The organism is Endozoicomonas sp. ALC013, from assembly GCF_049310205.1.
Lineage (GTDB): Bacteria > Pseudomonadota > Gammaproteobacteria > Pseudomonadales > Endozoicomonadaceae > Endozoicomonas.
Genome location: NZ_JBLYNS010000064.1, coordinates 1 through 16,569, shown reverse-complemented (window position 1 = coordinate 16,569; position 16,569 = coordinate 1). Strand labels below are relative to the sequence as shown.

The 16,569-nt window shown below is 50.8% G+C and carries 17 protein-coding genes; 8 read left to right on the top strand and 9 right to left on the bottom strand.

The features are described from left to right. Window positions 1-96 precede the first annotated feature (96 nt). Window positions 97-1,032, bottom strand: a complete 936-nt coding sequence (locus ACO6V1_RS13045; protein WP_422467127.1) for an ankyrin repeat domain-containing protein — start codon at window positions 1,030-1,032, stop codon at window positions 97-99. A 398-nt stretch (window positions 1,033-1,430) separates the two neighbouring features. Here ACO6V1_RS13045 and pmbA point away from each other — a divergent pair, with 398 nt between their 5' ends. Then, complete coding sequence (pmbA, locus tag ACO6V1_RS13040) at window positions 1,431-2,792, top strand: metalloprotease PmbA (protein WP_422467125.1); 1,362 nt, start codon at window positions 1,431-1,433, stop codon at window positions 2,790-2,792. Window positions 2,793-3,020: 228 nt separating this feature from the next. On the opposite strand, the gene mgtE is transcribed toward pmbA, so the two are convergent. The 3 genes from mgtE to rapZ form a co-directional block, all read right to left on the bottom strand. Continuing rightward, window positions 3,021-4,379 carry a magnesium transporter gene (mgtE, locus tag ACO6V1_RS13035; RefSeq protein WP_422467139.1) on the bottom strand — a complete coding sequence of 453 codons (1,359 nt, stop codon included), beginning with the start codon at window positions 4,377-4,379 and terminating at the stop codon, window positions 3,021-3,023. Window positions 4,380-4,519: 140 nt separating this feature from the next. After that, a complete protein-coding gene (locus ACO6V1_RS13030) occupies window positions 4,520-4,789 on the bottom strand; it encodes an HPr family phosphocarrier protein (protein WP_101748935.1) in 270 nt (89 codons plus the stop codon). Further along, complete coding sequence (rapZ, locus tag ACO6V1_RS13025; RefSeq protein ID WP_422467123.1) at window positions 4,789-5,646, bottom strand: RNase adapter RapZ; 858 nt, start codon at window positions 5,644-5,646, stop codon at window positions 4,789-4,791. The genes ACO6V1_RS13030 and rapZ overlap by 1 nt, the downstream gene beginning before the upstream one ends. 410 nt (window positions 5,647-6,056) lie before the next feature. Here rapZ and ACO6V1_RS13020 point away from each other — a divergent pair, with 410 nt between their 5' ends. Then, window positions 6,057-7,385 carry a hypothetical protein gene (locus ACO6V1_RS13020; RefSeq protein WP_422449969.1) on the top strand — a complete coding sequence of 443 codons (1,329 nt, stop codon included), beginning with the start codon at window positions 6,057-6,059 and terminating at the stop codon, window positions 7,383-7,385. 139 nt (window positions 7,386-7,524) lie between these two features. Here ACO6V1_RS13020 and ACO6V1_RS13015 read toward each other — a convergent pair whose 3' ends face one another. The 3 genes from ACO6V1_RS13015 to ACO6V1_RS13005 form a co-directional block, all read right to left on the bottom strand. After that, a complete protein-coding gene (locus ACO6V1_RS13015; RefSeq protein WP_422467121.1) occupies window positions 7,525-7,974 on the bottom strand; it encodes a PTS sugar transporter subunit IIA in 450 nt (149 codons plus the stop codon). Window positions 7,975-8,001: 27 nt separating this feature from the next. Further along, window positions 8,002-8,316, bottom strand: coding sequence for a ribosome hibernation-promoting factor, HPF/YfiA family (hpf, locus tag ACO6V1_RS13010; protein ID WP_101748939.1), 315 nt, complete (start codon window positions 8,314-8,316; stop codon window positions 8,002-8,004). A gap of 376 nt (window positions 8,317-8,692) precedes the next feature. Further along, window positions 8,693-10,156, bottom strand: a complete 1,464-nt coding sequence (locus tag ACO6V1_RS13005; protein ID WP_422449971.1) for an RNA polymerase factor sigma-54 — start codon at window positions 10,154-10,156, stop codon at window positions 8,693-8,695. A gap of 309 nt (window positions 10,157-10,465) precedes the next feature. Here ACO6V1_RS13005 and dcuC point away from each other — a divergent pair, with 309 nt between their 5' ends. After that, on the top strand, window positions 10,466-11,839 hold the full coding sequence (dcuC, locus tag ACO6V1_RS13000) for a C4-dicarboxylate transporter DcuC (protein ID WP_422467119.1): 1,374 nt from the start codon (window positions 10,466-10,468) through the stop codon (window positions 11,837-11,839). Between the two features lie 89 nt (window positions 11,840-11,928). Here the strand turns inward: dcuC and ACO6V1_RS12995 are convergent, their stop codons facing one another. After that, window positions 11,929-12,219: a hypothetical protein gene (locus tag ACO6V1_RS12995; protein ID WP_422449973.1), complete on the bottom strand. Its 291-nt coding sequence runs from the start codon at window positions 12,217-12,219 to the stop codon at window positions 11,929-11,931. Between the two features lie 111 nt (window positions 12,220-12,330). Here ACO6V1_RS12995 and ACO6V1_RS12990 point away from each other — a divergent pair, with 111 nt between their 5' ends. From ACO6V1_RS12990 to ACO6V1_RS12970, 5 genes are read left to right on the top strand one after another with little or no spacing between them, the layout of a single operon-like run. After that, window positions 12,331-12,681, top strand: a complete 351-nt coding sequence (locus tag ACO6V1_RS12990) for an ATPase, T2SS/T4P/T4SS family (protein WP_422467117.1) — start codon at window positions 12,331-12,333, stop codon at window positions 12,679-12,681. 36 nt (window positions 12,682-12,717) lie between these two features. After that, window positions 12,718-12,927: a hypothetical protein gene (locus ACO6V1_RS12985; RefSeq protein WP_422449975.1), complete on the top strand. Its 210-nt coding sequence runs from the start codon at window positions 12,718-12,720 to the stop codon at window positions 12,925-12,927. Between the two features lie 52 nt (window positions 12,928-12,979). Further along, window positions 12,980-13,396, top strand: a complete 417-nt coding sequence (locus ACO6V1_RS12980; RefSeq protein ID WP_422467115.1) for a hypothetical protein — start codon at window positions 12,980-12,982, stop codon at window positions 13,394-13,396. Further along, window positions 13,354-14,268: a type II secretion system F family protein gene (locus ACO6V1_RS12975; RefSeq protein WP_422467113.1), complete on the top strand. Its 915-nt coding sequence runs from the start codon at window positions 13,354-13,356 to the stop codon at window positions 14,266-14,268. Before ACO6V1_RS12980 ends, ACO6V1_RS12975 begins: the two co-directional genes overlap by 43 nt. Then, window positions 14,265-15,212: a tetratricopeptide repeat protein gene (locus tag ACO6V1_RS12970; protein ID WP_422467111.1), complete on the top strand. Its 948-nt coding sequence runs from the start codon at window positions 14,265-14,267 to the stop codon at window positions 15,210-15,212. The genes ACO6V1_RS12975 and ACO6V1_RS12970 overlap by 4 nt, the downstream gene beginning before the upstream one ends. 112 nt (window positions 15,213-15,324) lie before the next feature. Here ACO6V1_RS12970 and ACO6V1_RS12965 read toward each other — a convergent pair whose 3' ends face one another. After that, window positions 15,325-16,215, bottom strand: a complete 891-nt coding sequence (locus tag ACO6V1_RS12965; RefSeq protein WP_422449979.1) for a hypothetical protein — start codon at window positions 16,213-16,215, stop codon at window positions 15,325-15,327. Window positions 16,216-16,569: the final 354 nt, after the last annotated feature.

Genomic DNA, 16,569 nt, shown 5'->3' with positions numbered 1-16,569 from the left:
TCAAGATATACAAAGAACAGCAATCGTTTAAAGAAAATAGTTCACAAGGTTCGCTACGCAAGCCTGAATCTAAATGACCTGCTTTCGGGACAATTCCTAAAGAGTCAGCGGCTCGTGTAAATAAGCCCTTATGGGATTGGACAGCGGCAGGCAGTCAGAGCCTGGTGCCAGGGCTTTTGCCAGCGGCATCTGGTTCTTTACCAGCCGTGAACGAATGCTGGTTCGGGCGCAGGCCAATAGCGTCTCCGGTTGATAAGGAGGCATGATATTGTGCAGGGTATCAGCGACGCCTTTGGCTGCTGCAATGTCAAACGCAGTTTGACCAGACGCATTGGGAATATTGGCACGGGCACCATTGGCCAGCAGAATGTCAACGGTATCCCGCCGGTCTTTTTGAAGCGCCAGATGCAGAGGTGTTTCGCCTGACTTGCCTGGCTTATTGGGATTGGCTCCATTGGCCAGCAGGCTATTGACCATACTGTTGATTTTGGCAGGGACGCTGTTCAGTACAGCCTTGATAAGTGCAGTCTGACCCCACTTGTCAGGAGTATCTGGATTAGCACCTCGTTGCAGTAAAGTGTTAATGCCCGCAATGTTGCCTGACATTACCGCCCAGAGCAGCGGAGTTTGGCCGTCACAGTCAAGGGCACTGATATCGGCACCTCTGTCCAGCAGGCAATTCATGATCTCGGTGATCGCTGTCGGGTTGTTACAACAAATAGTGGCCAGATGGAGCGCTGAGGTATTCGAATGATCACGGGCGTTCAGATCGGCTCCCCTTTCCAGCAACAAGAAAACGGCCTTGTCATCGGCCTTCATTGCAGCCAGTAGCAAAGGCGGAAAATGGCAGGCCGGGAGATTCGGATTCGCTCCGCGATCCAGCAGCGTCTTGACAACATCTTCCCGCTTACCATAGATGAGGGCCCAATACAGAGGGGTATAGCCGCCCTGGCAGCGGGTATTGGGGTCAACGCCCCGGTCCAGAAGGTGGTTGAGAGTGGCCAGGTCATTCTTCGCGATGACTAATTTCATCAATGCTGCCAGATCTGTCAACTCACTCGTCGTGGCAGGCAACTGCCTGCTGCCTGAGACTGCCACTGCGGATTCTGAGTGATCGACTTCTGACGTGTGATCAGGCGGTGGGAGGGGTACGGGTGGGGGAGACGAGCTTGCATCGGCTGTCATTTCCTCCGAATGATCATACTCCGTCCTGCCCCTTGAGAACATCAGTGCTCCCCCTTTCAGGTATATAAAGAACACAAATCGCTTAGTGAAAATAGTGCACAAGGCTCAGTGCGCAAGTCTTGATAAAGGTTGCTGATTAGACTCTGAATCTGCAATTGATCATCTATCTGATGCATTATTAACTTCACAGCGGCACAATAGTTGAAAACCTCCGTAGGCATAAACACAACAGATCAGGTGCAATCATGGGCGAACCTTCCAATGCAGTGCTGGATCCACGAAGTGAAGAGACCAGGCTGAAAACACTGGCCGGTGATATTCTGGCAGAGGCCACCAGACAGGGAGCGGATGCCTGTGAGGTGGGCATCAGCATGGATGCCGGCCTGTCGGCCAGCGTCCGTATGGGTGATGTTGAAACGGTTGAGTTTAACCGTGACCAGGGGCTGGGCATTACCGTCTATCTGGGTAAACGAAAAGGCTCTGCCAGTACTTCTGACAGCAGCCCAAAGGCCATCCGTGAAACGGTAAAAGCCGCCTGCGATATTGCCCGTTACGCGTCCGAAGACCCTTATGCGGGTTTGGCTGACCCCGTGTTAATGGCTGATGGTGATGCGCTGCCGGATCTTGACCTGTATCACCCCTGGGGAATCGATGCCGGGCAGGCGATTGATCTGGCCATGCAATGTGAAGATGCCGGACGTGCGTTCAGTAATAAAATTGTCAATTCCGACGGTGCCAGTGTCTCCAGCCATCAGGGTTGTCGTGTCTATGGCAACAGCAATGGGTTTATTGGCAGCTATGTGTCCAGTCGCCACAGCCTGAGTGCGGTGTTGATTGGTATGCAGGGTGACGAGATGCAGCGGGATTACTGGTATACCGTAAGCCGTAATGCCAACGAGCTGGAAAAAGCGGTCGCGGTTGGCAAGACCGCGGCGGAACGCACGGTGCGCCGACTGGGAGCAAGAAAGGTAGGCACTGCCGAGGTGCCGGTACTGTTTGCACCGGAGGTGGCTTCAGGTCTTATTGCCCATTTTCTCGGGGCGATCAGTGGTGGCAGCCTTTATCGACAGGCCTCTTTCCTGTTGGATCACCTGGGTAAGCCGGTGTTTCCAGAATGGATGCGTATCCACGAGCAACCATTGCTGAAAAACATGCTGGGATCCGCCAGCTTCGATAATGATGGGCTGGCGACCTATGCCAAGGACTTTATTACGGACGGTGTGCTGCAGAATTATATTTTAAGCACCTATTCTGCCCGCAAACTGGGGATGGACAGTACTGCCAACGCCGGTGGTGTTAATAACCTGTTTGTACAAAGCAATGCGGGTGATCTTGATACGCTGCTGAAACAGATGGGAACCGGGCTGCTGGTTACCGAACTGATGGGGCAGGGGGTTAATACCGTCACCGGTGATTATTCTCGTGGTGCCGGTGGCTTCTGGGTGGACAATGGCGAAATTCAGTTCCCGGTGTCAGAAGTGACGATTGCCGGCAACCTGAAAGATATCTACCGGAATATTGTTGCCGTGGGCAATGATGTCGACAGGCGTGGGAATATCCAGACCGGTTCAATTCTGATCAGCAGTATGAAGCTGGCGGGTGAGTGATTGCTAAAAGGCAAAAGAAGGGACCACAAAGGCACAAAGGTTTTTTGGGCTTTTGTGGTTCAATGTTTAAAAGCTATTCTCGGACCAATGGCACTGACTTAAGGGTGAAAGCCTTGTCATACGTGGTCTTTAAGGCACCCGGCGATTGGAACCACAAAGCACACAAAGAGCACAAAGGAAAAGAAAAGCTCTTCTTAGTGCTCTTTGTGTGCTTTGTGGTTCAAAACGCTACCCATAGAAAACAGTGGCCAGCCCAAGGAATGAGAGGAACCCCACCACATCGGAAATCGTGGTCAGGATAATACTGCCAGCAAGGGCCGGATCAATATTTAATGATTTCAGTAAAACTGGGAGCATCGCACCGGTGACCACGGCAACACTCAGGTTGATCACCATGGCGCAGGCAATCACCAGGGAAATAATCGGGTCATCGAACCAGAACCAGGCAATGGCGGCCACCAGGGTTGCCCACAACAACCCGTTGAGAAACCCGGCAACCAGCTCCCGGCTTAGCAGCCAGCGGAGGTTGGTCTTACTGATTTGCCCTAGCGCCATACCCCGGATCACCAGGGTCAGGGCCTGACTGCCGGCATTACCTCCCATGCCCGCAACAATCGGCATCAGCACCGCCAGGGCCACCACTTTATCAATTGTTTCCTGAAACAGACCAATGACCGAGGCGGCAATAAAGGCGGTAATCAGGTTGAAGCCCAGCCAGACCGCCCGGCGTCGTGCAGTTCGCAGTGCCGGGGCGAAGGTGTCTTCATCGTCATCCAGACCGGCCATACTCATCATGGAGTGTTCGGCCTCTTCCCGGATCACGTCCACTACATCATCGATGGTGATCCGCCCAAGCAGTTTGCCCTTGTCGTTCACCACCGGGGCGGAGAGCAGGTCCTGCCGTTCGAACAGCTGGGCTACCTGGGTATCCTGCATATCCGCAGGAATCGGGTCCAGGTCGGTTAACATCACTTGTCTGACGGTAGCGCCCGGTTCGGTTGTCAGGAGCAAGGTCAGGGGCAGGCGACCGATGTATTCATCCCGGCGATTGACCACCAACAGGCTGTCTGTGCCATCCGGAATGCCTTCATGACGGCGCAGGTAACGGAGCACAACATCAACGGTGTTATTGGGGCGCACCGTAATGGTGTCGGTGTTCATCAAGCCACCGGCGGAATCCTCCGGATAGGCCAGAACCGCCTCAACCCGCTGGCGGTCCTGACTGTTCATGGAATCCAGCACCTGTCGGGTGATGGTATCTGGCAGTTGCTGCAGCAGGTCGGCGATGTCATCAACATCCTGACCTTGAGTAATGGCTTTCAGTTCGGCAATGTTCATCTGGTCAAGGAAGAACTGGCGAACGTCTTCGCTCAGTTCCTGCAGCACGTCGCCTTCCTGTTCACGGTCAATCAACCGCCATAACAGGCTGCGTAACTTTGGTGGGGAGGACTCCAGCAAGTGCGCGGTATCAGCAGGGGGCAAGGTGTTCAACATGGTGCGCAATTCTGCAGAGACACCGTGCTCAAGAGCATCATTAAGTTTTTTCAGCTCGGCTTCACCGATGCTCAATTGCAGTTGCTGCGCCATTATTGTCTGCCTGAAATGATCTGCCTGAATGATCTGCATGAACAGTTTCTGCGCATCCGGTAAAGGCCGGATGGTCAGGGAAAATGAAAGATGGTCTCTATGGTAATTGCAGTGGCTACTCCCCGCAAAGGGGGAGTCTGTTATTCTTCTTCACCAAAGCGGTCATCAATCAGCTCGCACAGGGCAAGGCAGGCGGCCTCTTCATCATGGCCGTCACAAAGGAGCTCAAGCTCCGAACCCTGTCCTGCCGCCAGCATCATAACCGCCATGATACTCTTGCCATCCACCTTGCGCCCATTGAATCCGATTTCGATCTCACTGGCAAACGCCGATGACGTGGAAACAAACTTGGATGCCGCCCGGGCGTGCAAGCCCAGTTTGTTAATGATTTTTTTTCGATAGGTAATCATTATTCGTGAAGCTCTCTGTGTCTAACCTGAACCCGATCCAGTTTACTGGTAAACAGGGTGCCCAGTGTTTTACCAATATAGACTGAGCGGTGCTGCCCTCCAGTGCAACCGATGGCAATCGTCATATAACTGCGCTGGGCTGACTCAAAGCGCGGAAGCCATTTTTCGATAAAGGCACTGATATCCTCAACCATTTCGACCACCAGGGGATCATCCTTCAGAAAGTCGATAACCGGTTGGTCCAGACCTGTGTATGTTCTCAGGGATTCGTCCCAGAAAGGGTTGGGCAGGCAGCGCACATCAAAGATAAAGTCGGCATCTGAAGGAATGCCGTTTTTAAAGCCAAACGATTGAAAAAGAACCGTCACACCGCTTTTGTGATCAGCGCAGAACTCCTGTTTGATCATGTCCCTCATCTGATGAACAGAGAGCGATGTGGTGTCGATTTTCAGGTCTGCTTCAATCAGCACCGGCGCAAGCAGCTTTTTTTCTAACGCGATGGCTTCTCTGAGCGATGTCTGGTCATTACTGAGCGGGTGCTTTCTGCGTGTGGCGCTGTAACGGCTGACCAGCTTTTCGCTGTCGGTGTCCAGGTACAGTACCTGACAATGGATGCCTTTGTTCCGAAGGGACTTCAGCAGATCAGGAAAGTTATCCAGAGTTCCGGGCAGGTTTCTGACATCAATACTGACGGCCATCCTGGGGGGCGTTGAATGATGGCCTTTCAGGGTATCCGGTAATTGGTTCAGCATACTGGCCGGAAGATTGTCGACACAATAAAAACCCTCATCTTCAAGGGTGTGCAGAGCTGAACTTTTTCCAGAACCGGAGCGCCCGCTGATGATGATAAGTTTCATAGCTGTTCCTTTATGCTTCTGAGCGTGTAGGTATTGAAAGCTGACTCTTCCTCTATTAAAGCAACTTTTGATCAAGAAGCCTACCGGATACCGTTGACCTGAGGTGGAAAAACAAACCGATGGCCAAGGTATCCGGAGTTGCTGGAAATCCTGTTAATCAAAATGTGTTGAATGGCTGACAGCGCCTGGTTGCGGGATTCTATCAGGGTGCGGGATATGGGTCAGGCTATTGGTTTTTCCTGATTCTAATGAGTGCGGGAAACTCTGTTAGTGCTTCTGACAGTGCTGTCATTCATTTAATGGGAGAATAATCCTAGAGTTTAAATCACAAGTAAACCAGTGAGAGAGGTTAATTAAATAATCTCTCTTAATTATATGAAACAATCCTATCTTGTTAAAGGAGTAACATCATGGACGCACCACTGACTAAACCACAATTTCTCGCAATTACTTATCAACCATTAGTTGAAACTACTAAACGTCAATTAGTTGAAACGACTAAACATCCATTAGCTGAAAAAGCTTCTCAACCAGTTCCAGTTCCGGGTCCGCGTGAAAAAGATCAGGTACCTGATGATTTTGGCAGGTTCTATAACCGCATGGTAAGGCCACTGGAAAGAAAGTTTGAAGATGGTCAGCCAAAACCAATATTTGTTATTGGCGGTCGGGATAAAGCCGAAGATAAACTGGCCAAAAGCCACATGGCCTACCTTCAGCGCAAGGCTGATGCTATGCAGAATATCAAACCGGTTATTGATTCTGTTGTCCAGACAGAACAGGAAAGCCCCATAGAAAGCGACACCAGTCCCAAGGTGGAGGTCATGCAGGACGAACCGGCTTTGGAACCTGTTCCTCAGACAAATTCGGAAAGCTCTGAAGACAGCTCCTGTGGCTTCTTCAAAAAGCTGAAGCACTGGGCAATTAAAGTTGTCAAAGTTGTTTACAAATATACCGGTCTGAAATTTATTGTTGAGGCAATCAAAGGTAAGGATAAATCTGAACCTGTCGCTGATACCGTCAATACCCAGGATGAAGCTGTCGCTGATACCGTCATAAGCCAGGATGAAGCTGCAGTGGTGGCTGATGTTGTCAAAAGCAAGCGTAAACCTACACCTGTTGCTGATTGTGTCAAAAGAGTGCTTGAAGCTAAAATTGCTACAGTTGATGTGATGAAAGCCAGAGGGCTGGCCCTTCAGCCTGACAGGGCTAAAATGCTTCATGATCTTAAGATTGTACAACGCTTACGAGGTGTTGTTGCACCGATTACACCACGTACCGCAGAGAGTTCGCCTTGCTCCGGGCAGGATAGTTACGATCTTTCCGGGCTTCACCGTGCGAGTACTGTCTTCGCTGAAAAAAGAGATAAAAAAGCCTTGGAGAACATTGCTGAAATTGAAAAGAAACGAGCTGAGGTTGAAGCCAACAAAGCAAAAGAAAATTTTGCCAAGGAAAAAAAGGCTTCATATAGAAATAAATTAATAAATCCTGGGTTAAAGTATGGCAAAGATTGGGTGGCCTACAACTTTTCACGAAAGCAAGAGTCTACTGAAGTGCAGAAGGCCAAAGAGGCCAGGGACATCAAAATGGCCGAGGATCATAAGCGACAGGATTCTCAAAGCCCTGTGTCTGAAACCCCGATTGTTCCATCAACTGTTTCGCCAGTCACTAAAGAAGATCCAAAGGCCGACAGGTATGCAGCAATTCGTGAGCTTGATGAGCAACTTAAGGTTCAACGGTAATTGGCTAAAACCCTGTAAGCCGCAATGCATTTTGTCCGGGACTCAAAGAAGTGTGTTAACAACAAAAGATAAGAGCATTGTGATCAGTTGAACCTTTCAGGCCATCATTACCTATGATGGCCTTTTTTTGTCACGTTATTCACTGTTCACTCATAGTACGATAGAGCATTGTCGTATTGGTAGCCGAACGTATTTTCTGAAGGGTCAGGGCAGAATGAAATCGCCCGGCCAGCGCCCTTAAAATTTCAAGATGTTCCTGGTTTTCGCCTTCTGGCACGATCAGCGCGAATACCAGATCAACGGGCTCACGGTCCACCGCATCAAAATCAACCGGTTCCGCCAGTCGTATAAAAAGACCGATAGGCTCCGGGCAGGCTTTGCAACGACAGTGGGGAATAGCCACGCCATCACCCAGTCCGGTGGTGCCAAGACGCTCCCGGGCAACCAGCGCTTCAAACAGTTCTTTGGCATTGATTTCGGGGGCATCGCTGCTGATGCGTTCAGCGATAAATTCCAGGATTTTCTTTTTGCTGGCCCCGTGCACCCCGTCAAGGGTGCGCTCGGGGGTTAGGATGCGGTGAATAATCATGCTGAATAAGAATGGCAACCTGATAAATCAAAGGGCATGGCCACTGGCACCCTGTTGCCTGTCCAGGGCTTTCTCTTTTCGTTTAACCAGCTGCCGATCCAACTTGTCCGAGAGCAGGTCAATGGCTGCGTACATGTCTTCGTGCTCGGCGGTGGCATTAATCTCGGCCCCGCGGGTATGCAAAACGGCTTCTGCTTTCTGCACCAGCTTTTCGACGCTCAGGGTCACCTGTACATTGGTGATATGGTCAAAATGTGAACCAAGACGCTCCAGTCTTTTGATCACATAGTCGTGCAGAGCTTCTGTTACCTCGACATGATGCCCACTGATGTTGACTTGCATGTAACGCTCTCCTGAATCCCATTATCCAGATAATCACCAGTCCGCGGGATTTTTCGTACTGGCTGAGTTCGATTCTATCACTGTCGGTGCAGCTTGGAATGCCCTGAGACAAAAAAAACTGCTTTTTGAACGGTGTATCAACGGAGCTTGTGTAAAAAATTCCGGAACACTGTTTCAATGTGATTGATGGGCGTCCCTTATCAATACCTATCAATGACATCCAAACTCCATTCGTCCTGAGCGGAGTCGAAGGGCGTAAGCACCATGCCCTGAATAAAGACTGTGCCAATCACCTTCCGTCCGTGCATCCAAGCGGAGCCGAAGGACGCTCAGGGTAAACGGAGATTGCACACATCAAACTCCTCAAAATGATGTACTAAGGCACTAACTGCTTACGCTCATTGGATGGCGGAATATTCATGGACTCACGGTATTTGGCAATGGTGCGCCTTGCTACCTTGATGCCCTGATCCCCCAGAATCGCTGCAATTTTATTGTCACTGAGGGGCTTGCGCGGTGTCTCTTCAGCAATAAGTTTGCGGATATGGGCCCGAATGGCCGTGGAGGAACACTCCCCCCCTTCCGTGGTGCTGACATGGCTGGAAAAAAAGTACTTCAGCTCGTAAACACCCCGGGGAGTATGCATGTACTTCTGAGTAGTGACCCGGGATATCGTCGACTCATGCATCCCCACCGCCTCGGCAATATCCGCCAGCACCAGGGGTTTCATGGCTTCATCCCCTTTTTCCAGGAACTCCTGCTGATAGGTAATAATCTGGCTCGCCACTTTCATCAATGTTTCATTGCGACTTTGCAGGTTTTTCAAAAACCAGCGGGCTTCTTGCAGATGGTTCTTCATGAACACATTGTCGCGGCTGTTATTGGCTCTCTGAACCATGGACGCATAATTATTATTAATACGCAGTTTGGGCAGGGCGTCGGAATTCAGTTCCACCGTCCAGCGTTCCCTGATTTTCCGGACGGATATATCCGGAACCACATATTCGGCTTCTGTCTGATCAATGGTGCTGCCGGGTTTTGGGTGGAAGCTCTGAATCAGGCTGAGGGCTTCTCGCAGCTGGTCTTCTTTCAGTTTGGCATGACGCATGATGCTGGCATAATCACGGGTGCCAAGGGACTCAAGGTAACGGGTGAGCAGTTTTTCTGCATTGTTGAAATGGGGTGTTGAGGGCGGCAGCTGACGAAGTTGAACCAACAGGCACTCTCTAAGGTCAACACTGCCACAACCCACCGGATCGAATTGTTGCACCCGGTGTTGCAGCACATGGATCTCTTCAATCTCCAGATCGTCCAGTTGGGATTGAAGAGAGACAAACAGGTCATCCAGCGTGCAGGTTAAATACCCATCCGGATTAACCGCCTCGATGATCGCCAGACCAATCAGCCGGTCCCGGTCGCTCATGGGCACCATATCCAGTTGCCATTCCAGGTGATCCTGAAGTGACTCCACAGCGGAGGATTTTGCCAGGGGGTCATAATCATCGTCACCGCTGCTGGCCGGCAGGCTGGAATACACGTCGTCCCAGGCGGAGTCCACGGGCAGTTCATTGGGAATGCTGTCTGACCATTCCGCCATCTCCTGAGGCTCAGGTTCTGAGGCTTTTTCGCTCAGATCAACGAGCTCTTCCCGTCCTTCAGTGCTGCTGGCGGTGTCCTCTGTCTGGCTATCGTCGGACTCCAGCATGGGGTTGGACTCCAGGGCCTCCTGAATCTCCTGCTGAAGATCCAAGGTCGATAGCTGTAGCAGCCGGATGGCCTGTTGCAGCTGCGGCGTCATGGTCAACTGCTGGCCCATCTTGAGCTGTAAGGAAGGCTTCATAGGCAACCGTATACCTTTACTTCGTTGTCCGTGGAGGCTGCAGAGGCTTACTCTCCATGTGCGGCTGATTATAAACCCATAGACGTTTCTGAAACCATAGCTTTAGCAAAAAATGTGCAAAGATTGAATACGATGAAATTACGTGTGTTTTTGTGTGGCTTATAAGCGCTTTCCGCCTTTAAAGTTCGGTCATAACGACTGTCAGAATGGTTAAAAAAAACTACCCGATCATTATTTGACATTGGTCATTTACAACCAAAAGTTCAAGAAATAACCTGCGCGAAATTTAGCCATTTTCAGGATTCCCCTGTGGATATACTCATCGTCATACCCGTAGTTGCACTGGTTATATACGCCATCGTGAAGAACTACAGTGCATCAGCCTCGCTGGCTATTGCCGGTATTGTCCTGCTAAGTGCCGCCGCGTTGATGGGGATAAAAGACATTCTGCCAGCGGCCAAGGCCACCGGTTTTATCCCCTTTGACCTGTTTCAACTGATGAACACGGTATTCAGCTTCCGCATGGCCAGCCTGGGTCTGACCATCATGGCCTGTGGTGGTTTTGCCAGCTACATGTCCCATATCGGTGCCTCAGAAGCGCTGGTTCGACTGGCCGTTAAGCCCATCAGCCGTTTTCGCTCACCTTATATGGTACTGGCACTGTGTTATCTGCTCAGTGTTGTGCTGCAAATGTTCGTCACCTCGGCAACGGGTCTCGGTTTGCTGTTGATGGTGACGCTGTATCCGGTGCTGAGAAATATCGGTTTAAGCCCGGCTTCAGCGGTTGCCGTGATCGCTTCTCCGGCGGCGTTTGAAATCGGTGTCACCCAGGTGAATGCCAACTTTGCCGCCAGCCAGTCCGGACTGGAAATTACCGAATACTTCCTGGATTATCAGGCCTGGATCACCGTCCCCATGGCGCTGGTGGCGGCGGCCCTGCACTTTGTCTGGCAGCGTCGGTGTGACCTGAAAGATGGCTACAGGGTTGCCGAGCATGTGGGCGAGGGCATCGAACATACAGACGGTGACAAGAAAGACCCGGCCCCGGCATTCTATGCGCTGCTGCCCATGATTCCTTTCTTCCTGTTGTTGATCTTTTCCAAAATGATGGTGTCGTCCATCAAAATGAACCTGGTCATGGCCATGCTGATCAGCGTATTTGCCGGCATGTTCTGTGAAGTGATCCGTACCCGGAAAATGAAACAGTCCCTTGATGGCTTTGATCAATTCCTCAATGGTATGGGTGCTGTTTTTGGTCCGGTGGTAGGTCTGATTATCGGTGCTGAAATTTTTGCCACAGGGTTAAAACATATTGGTGCCATTGACTCCCTGCTCGGTTCTGCCCAGGGGCTGGGTATCGGTGCTGCCGGTATGACGCTGTTTATGGCCATGCTGATTGCTGTTGCGGCCATTATGATGGGCTCTGGCAATGCAGCCTTCCTGTCATTTGCCACCCTGGCACCAGAAGTTGCCAAAAGCTTTGGTGTGCCTGCGGTGGCCATGCTGCTGCCCATGAACTTTGCCGCTTCCATGGGCCGTTCCATGTCCCCCATCTCGGCGGTCATTATGGCCTGTGCCGGTATTGCCAAAATCTCACCGTTTGAAGTGGTGAAAAGAACCTCGGTACCGATGATTGGTGCGTTTGTGGTTGGTATGGCGCTGCATCTGATTTTGTTTGTCTGATCCTTTTCTCCCCCGCCTGGCGGGGGCGTTTTTTTAATATGATCCTGCGTTGCTCTAGTTCAGGAAAGCCCTGATACCCGACATCCCGCTCAGTGCAGCATGGGTACCAACGCTTTTCCACACTGGGTTGTCTCAAAAGCCGCAGTGAGTTGACTTGGTAGATAAAAGTGGGTGTCCTTTTCTCCACTAGCAAAAACTCCAACAAATACTCCGGCTAAGAATTGGTCAAAACCTACCGCCTTAACAACGTACAATAGAACAGCTACACCGTAAAAAACATACATTGCGAGAAACCGCTTACCTTGTAGCATTAATATCAGAACCACTAACGCTGTTGAGAACTGAATCGGGTAATCGAAAAATAGATTCATAATTTCCATGTGTATTTGTGCTTAAGGCAAAAAAGGCAGGCAAGAAACAAAAAAGTTCAGTTTAAAAAAATTCAAGGACACGCATATTTCATTGCCCGCTTTCCAGAGGTAAATTTATGGGTGTCCTATTTTTTACAGCAACCCCATGTGTTGCGGCTGGAAAGTCGCCCCCCCAATATTGAAGGGGAGGGGGAAGTGACCCTGCGGGATCTGGTGCGCAACAGTCTGCGGATGCGACCGGATCGGATTGTGGTGGGCGAGGTGCGGGGGGCTGAGTTTATCGACATGCTGACCGCCATGAATACCGGCCATGACGGTTCCATGACCACACTGCACGCCAATTCACCGAGGGATGCCGTACGACGACTGAAGAGTATGGCGGCCATGAGTGGTATGGGGCTGGATGGTGATGTCGTGGTAGAGCTGATCGCTTCAGCAGTGGATGCCATTATCCAGCTGGAACGCATGTAAGACGGCGTTCGTCGTGTTGTAAGTGTTCAGGAACTGGTGGGCATAACGCATGGGGATATTGTCCTGCGGGAAATCAGCCGGTTTGAGCGTTCAGGGGCGGGTGTGGATCACGTTGGTAAGGGAGAACGAAAAGGTGTTGCTGGTGATTTTATCAGCACCGGCTATCGGCCCCTCTTTATGGACAAGCTGGAAGCCCGTGGGCTTGGCTGTGACGATAAGATTTTTGCTGAAGGGGTTTTATCATGAACGATGTCATGGGCAGTGCCATGAAAGATCATAAACAGAGGAGGGACTGGTTATGTCTGGCTCATTAAGTCTATTGCTGGCCATGACCTTTATGGCGGTCTTTATGGTCAGTATTGCTGTGCTGCTGCTGGGTCCACGACACCAGTTGCAGAAGCGGCTGCACCACCATCTTGAGCAGATGGGGGGCGATCAGCCGATGCACCAGGTGCTGCGCAGACGTTATGTGGAGCAGTTACCGCCCTGGCTGCAAAAGGTGGAACAACATCCTCTGTTGGCTGGGCTGGATCTGCTGCTACTGCAAGCCGGTAAAGGGAATCGTGCACTGGAACTGATGGGCATCTGCCTGGCCATTGCACTGCTTTCCATAACGGTTTTACTGATGCTGGATGTTGGCTGGCCGCTGGTGATGGTGCTCTCCCTGAGCAGATGCTGGACCAACTGCTGCTGGTGCGGGGTATTGGTCTGTTGATGGTGACGTTATCCATTAGTCTTGTGTCGTATTTATTGATCTTCAGGCTGAAAAGGCCTGCAAAAGCGATGGTGCCGGAGGGTGCACCGGTGGCTGTGTCCGCTGTGGCTGGCAGCCGCTCCATGGAGTGGTTATCACCGGCCCGCAAGTATCTGTTGCCAGCGGATGAAAAAGAGCAAATAAGTGTTAGTCGACGTTTATTACAGGCAGGGTTTGATCAGGAACAGGCATCCCTGGTCTACCACGCGCTCAAGGCATTGCTGGCCCTGGTGTTCGGGGTGCTGTTACTGCTGCTGCACCCCTGGTTGCCCGGTGATCTGCCGGAATACCCCGAGCTGGTGGCCATGATCGGGGCGGCCTTCGGGTTGTTTCTGCCCTCGAAATTACTGGATTCGTTCCGACAGCGGCGACAGCAACAGCTGATTGCCGGAATGCCTCAGTTGCTGGATATGCTGCTTATTTGTCTCTCCGCCGGTTTAAGCCTGCCCCGGGCGCTGGAGCGGGTGCAGTCGGAATTGCGGCTGGCCCATCCTCTGATGGCCGGTGAGGTTGCCGGGGTTTCTGCCGAACTGAATGCCGGGGTCACCCCGGATGCGGCACTGCACCGGTTTGCCGAACGGGCCGGATTGCAGGAGGTACGAGGGCTGGTGGGCACGTTGATCGAGGCGCACCGTTACGGTGCCAACCTGTCGGATACCTTGCGGGATTATACCCAGGATTTTCGGGCAATCCGTTTGCATCGGGCGGACTTGCAGGCGGCAAAAGTGAGTACACGACTGGTGTTTCCCATGGTTACCTGTATCTGGCCGGGCTTCTTTGTGGTGGTGGTAGGGCCGGCGATTTTGCGTATGCTGGAGGCATTTGCGGGATGATTCATGTACTTACCTTGAAAACAATTAAAGTCTTTGCTCTGGCGTTTCTGATCAGCGGCTGTGCCGACATGCAGTCAGACCAGCAAACCAGCGACCGGGGTGAGCTTTACGACGGCACCCTGGCCGCCGATATGCTGGGGGTTGCTGATGCCAGTACTGAACGTGAAGCCCTGGAGAAAGGTGACAGTTACTGGTTACGGGGCGATGGTGACCGGGCGTTGCTTTACTATATTCGTGCATTAGAGCTGAATAAAAACGCCCATGTTGCTGCCATGAAAATTGCCCGGGTGCATCAGCAGAAGGGGAATAAGGCACTGGCAGAGCAGGCGTGGCGTACGGTGCTGGCGATAGAGCCAGATCATGTTATGGCGCTGGAGGCCGTGGGATTGATTCGGCTGGAGCAGCGGGAGTATGGTTATGCCAGTGACTTGTTTAACCAGGCAATTGAGCAGTGGGAGTTGGGCCTGGTGGGGACCGAGAGTGGTTCTGGTGGATACATTCCCTGGCTGGCCGTGAATGGCCTGGGGGTGATTGAAGACCTGAACCAGAACTACCGGTCGGCAATAGCCTACTATCGTCGTGCGCTGGTGATGGCCCCCGGCCAGGCAATGTTGCTGAATAATCTGGGCTACTCTTATTTACTGACCGGGCAACTGGATCAGGCCGAGGCGTATTTTCGTCAGGCGCTGAGCCTCCGCAGCGATTACCCTCTGGCCCGGCACAACCTGGCCCTGGTGCTGACCCGGCGGAATCAGCCAAATCAAGCTGTTCGGGTGCTGGAGCCTGTAATGGGCGAAGCACAGGCCCGCAATGATGTGGGCTATCTGATGATGCTCAATAACAGGCTGGATGTGGCCGAGGCCCTGTTCCGGGAGGCCATTGAGCTATCCCCCTCCTATTACCGCGAAGCCTGGCAGAACCTGGCCTGTTTGCAGGAAGGTTAATGCCGGGGCAATTGAACGATTGTCGTGTTTCTGTACTTTGCAAGGCTGGCGCAACATTCGACATCAGGGTTCCTTTTTGCTCGAATTGAGCCAGCCTGCAAACGCCTCAATTTCATGCGCGGTACATTGTGCTGTAAACATACGGACGTGGGTGTTGAATCATTGGCTGTTTACTGTCTATAGAATCTTGAATTTTCATCAACATTTCATCAACCTGGAAGATAGTGCAGGCAGTTTGAATGAGCTTGGAGTTGTAGCGATTTTGTCTCTTCAAGTTATAATCAATCCTGTCTTCAGCATCATCTTCGCGTTCTCTTGCGTTATTGTTTTCAGTCACGGCATAGTCAGTCAGATTTATAACTTTACCAAAACTATCAAATATCATTTGATCCTGATGAGACTTGGCCGATGCTGAAAAGCTTGCAGCGTCTTGTTGTAACTTTGTCATTCTGGCATTAAGATCCCCCTGCAATTCATGAAGCAGAGAAGGATCACCGTAGTTTTCAAGGAGAGATTTTGCCAGGATAAAGCGAGAATCATTGTTAATATCATCAATACCATATTTAATTTTACGCTGGGTTGCGGCTTTAAATCCATTTTCAATAGCCTTTTTATCAACACTCCCTTTTTTACCATTAACTATAGCCCTATCCAGAATAACAGGTTCAAGGTCTTTCTTTATTTGGGATGAACGTGTTTTGCTAAATTTCATACCACTGGTAGTCAATCGTTTAAATGCGTCAGCAACTGCACCAATCATACGGTTAAAAATATTTTTTCTGTCTGTTTTGGCTGTAACAATGATATTAACAAATGTGTCTTTATCATCACTGCCGTACACATAAACATCGTAATATCTTTTTGCCTCCACCGAATAAAATGTTGCTTTTATTTTGTCACCTTTGAATTCACCAACGCCTTTAATGAGTAGATCATCATCCATTCTAGCTTTCCATGAATCGATTTTAGTGGCAGCTGCTACTGAACATTCCTGAGAATTCATACCAAACACCTCCGTGGCAATTAATCAATCAAATAGAAAGGAGTCAATATATCCATCATTTATAATTAGAAGGAAATATGTTTCGAATATGATATGGAAAATTTTCCCTGGCTATAATGACAGCCCGGTTAGCAGCATTAACAATCGATAGAAAAAAGCAGGGGTATATATGGTGCACCCTGCGTTGCATGGAAAAGTTTTTCAGTGTGATTAAAGAGTAATGCTTCCACTCTCTTAATAAAGAGACCGACCTTGAGGCTGTTTTTTCGGGTTTTTGACAGCCTGGTACATATTTGATGGGTTCCCCTGTCATTGACGCCCAAACTCGTCCTGAAGCGGAGTCGAAGGGCGTAA

Coding starts and splice junctions, on each gene's coding strand:
- ACO6V1_RS13045 (WP_422467127.1), bottom strand. CDS start 1,032: ATGAAATTAGTCATCGCGAAGAATGACCTGGCCACTCTCAACCACCTT.
- pmbA (WP_422467125.1), top strand. CDS start 1,431: ATGGGCGAACCTTCCAATGCAGTGCTGGATCCACGAAGTGAAGAGACC.
- mgtE (WP_422467139.1), bottom strand. CDS start 4,379: ATGGCGCAGCAACTGCAATTGAGCATCGGTGAAGCCGAGCTGAAAAAA.
- ACO6V1_RS13030 (WP_101748935.1), bottom strand. CDS start 4,789: ATGATTACCTATCGAAAAAAAATCATTAACAAACTGGGCTTGCACGCC.
- rapZ (WP_422467123.1), bottom strand. CDS start 5,646: ATGAAACTTATCATCATCAGCGGGCGCTCCGGTTCTGGAAAAAGTTCA.
- ACO6V1_RS13020 (WP_422449969.1), top strand. CDS start 6,057: ATGGACGCACCACTGACTAAACCACAATTTCTCGCAATTACTTATCAA.
- ACO6V1_RS13015 (WP_422467121.1), bottom strand. CDS start 7,974: ATGATTATTCACCGCATCCTAACCCCCGAGCGCACCCTTGACGGGGTG.
- hpf (WP_101748939.1), bottom strand. CDS start 8,316: ATGCAAGTCAACATCAGTGGGCATCATGTCGAGGTAACAGAAGCTCTG.
- ACO6V1_RS13005 (WP_422449971.1), bottom strand. CDS start 10,156: ATGAAGCCTTCCTTACAGCTCAAGATGGGCCAGCAGTTGACCATGACG.
- ACO6V1_RS12995 (WP_422449973.1), bottom strand. CDS start 12,219: ATGGAAATTATGAATCTATTTTTCGATTACCCGATTCAGTTCTCAACA.
- ACO6V1_RS12980 (WP_422467115.1), top strand. CDS start 12,980: ATGTCTGGCTCATTAAGTCTATTGCTGGCCATGACCTTTATGGCGGTC.
- ACO6V1_RS12975 (WP_422467113.1), top strand. CDS start 13,354: ATGCTGGACCAACTGCTGCTGGTGCGGGGTATTGGTCTGTTGATGGTG.
- ACO6V1_RS12970 (WP_422467111.1), top strand. CDS start 14,265: ATGATTCATGTACTTACCTTGAAAACAATTAAAGTCTTTGCTCTGGCG.
- ACO6V1_RS12965 (WP_422449979.1), bottom strand. CDS start 16,215: ATGAATTCTCAGGAATGTTCAGTAGCAGCTGCCACTAAAATCGATTCA.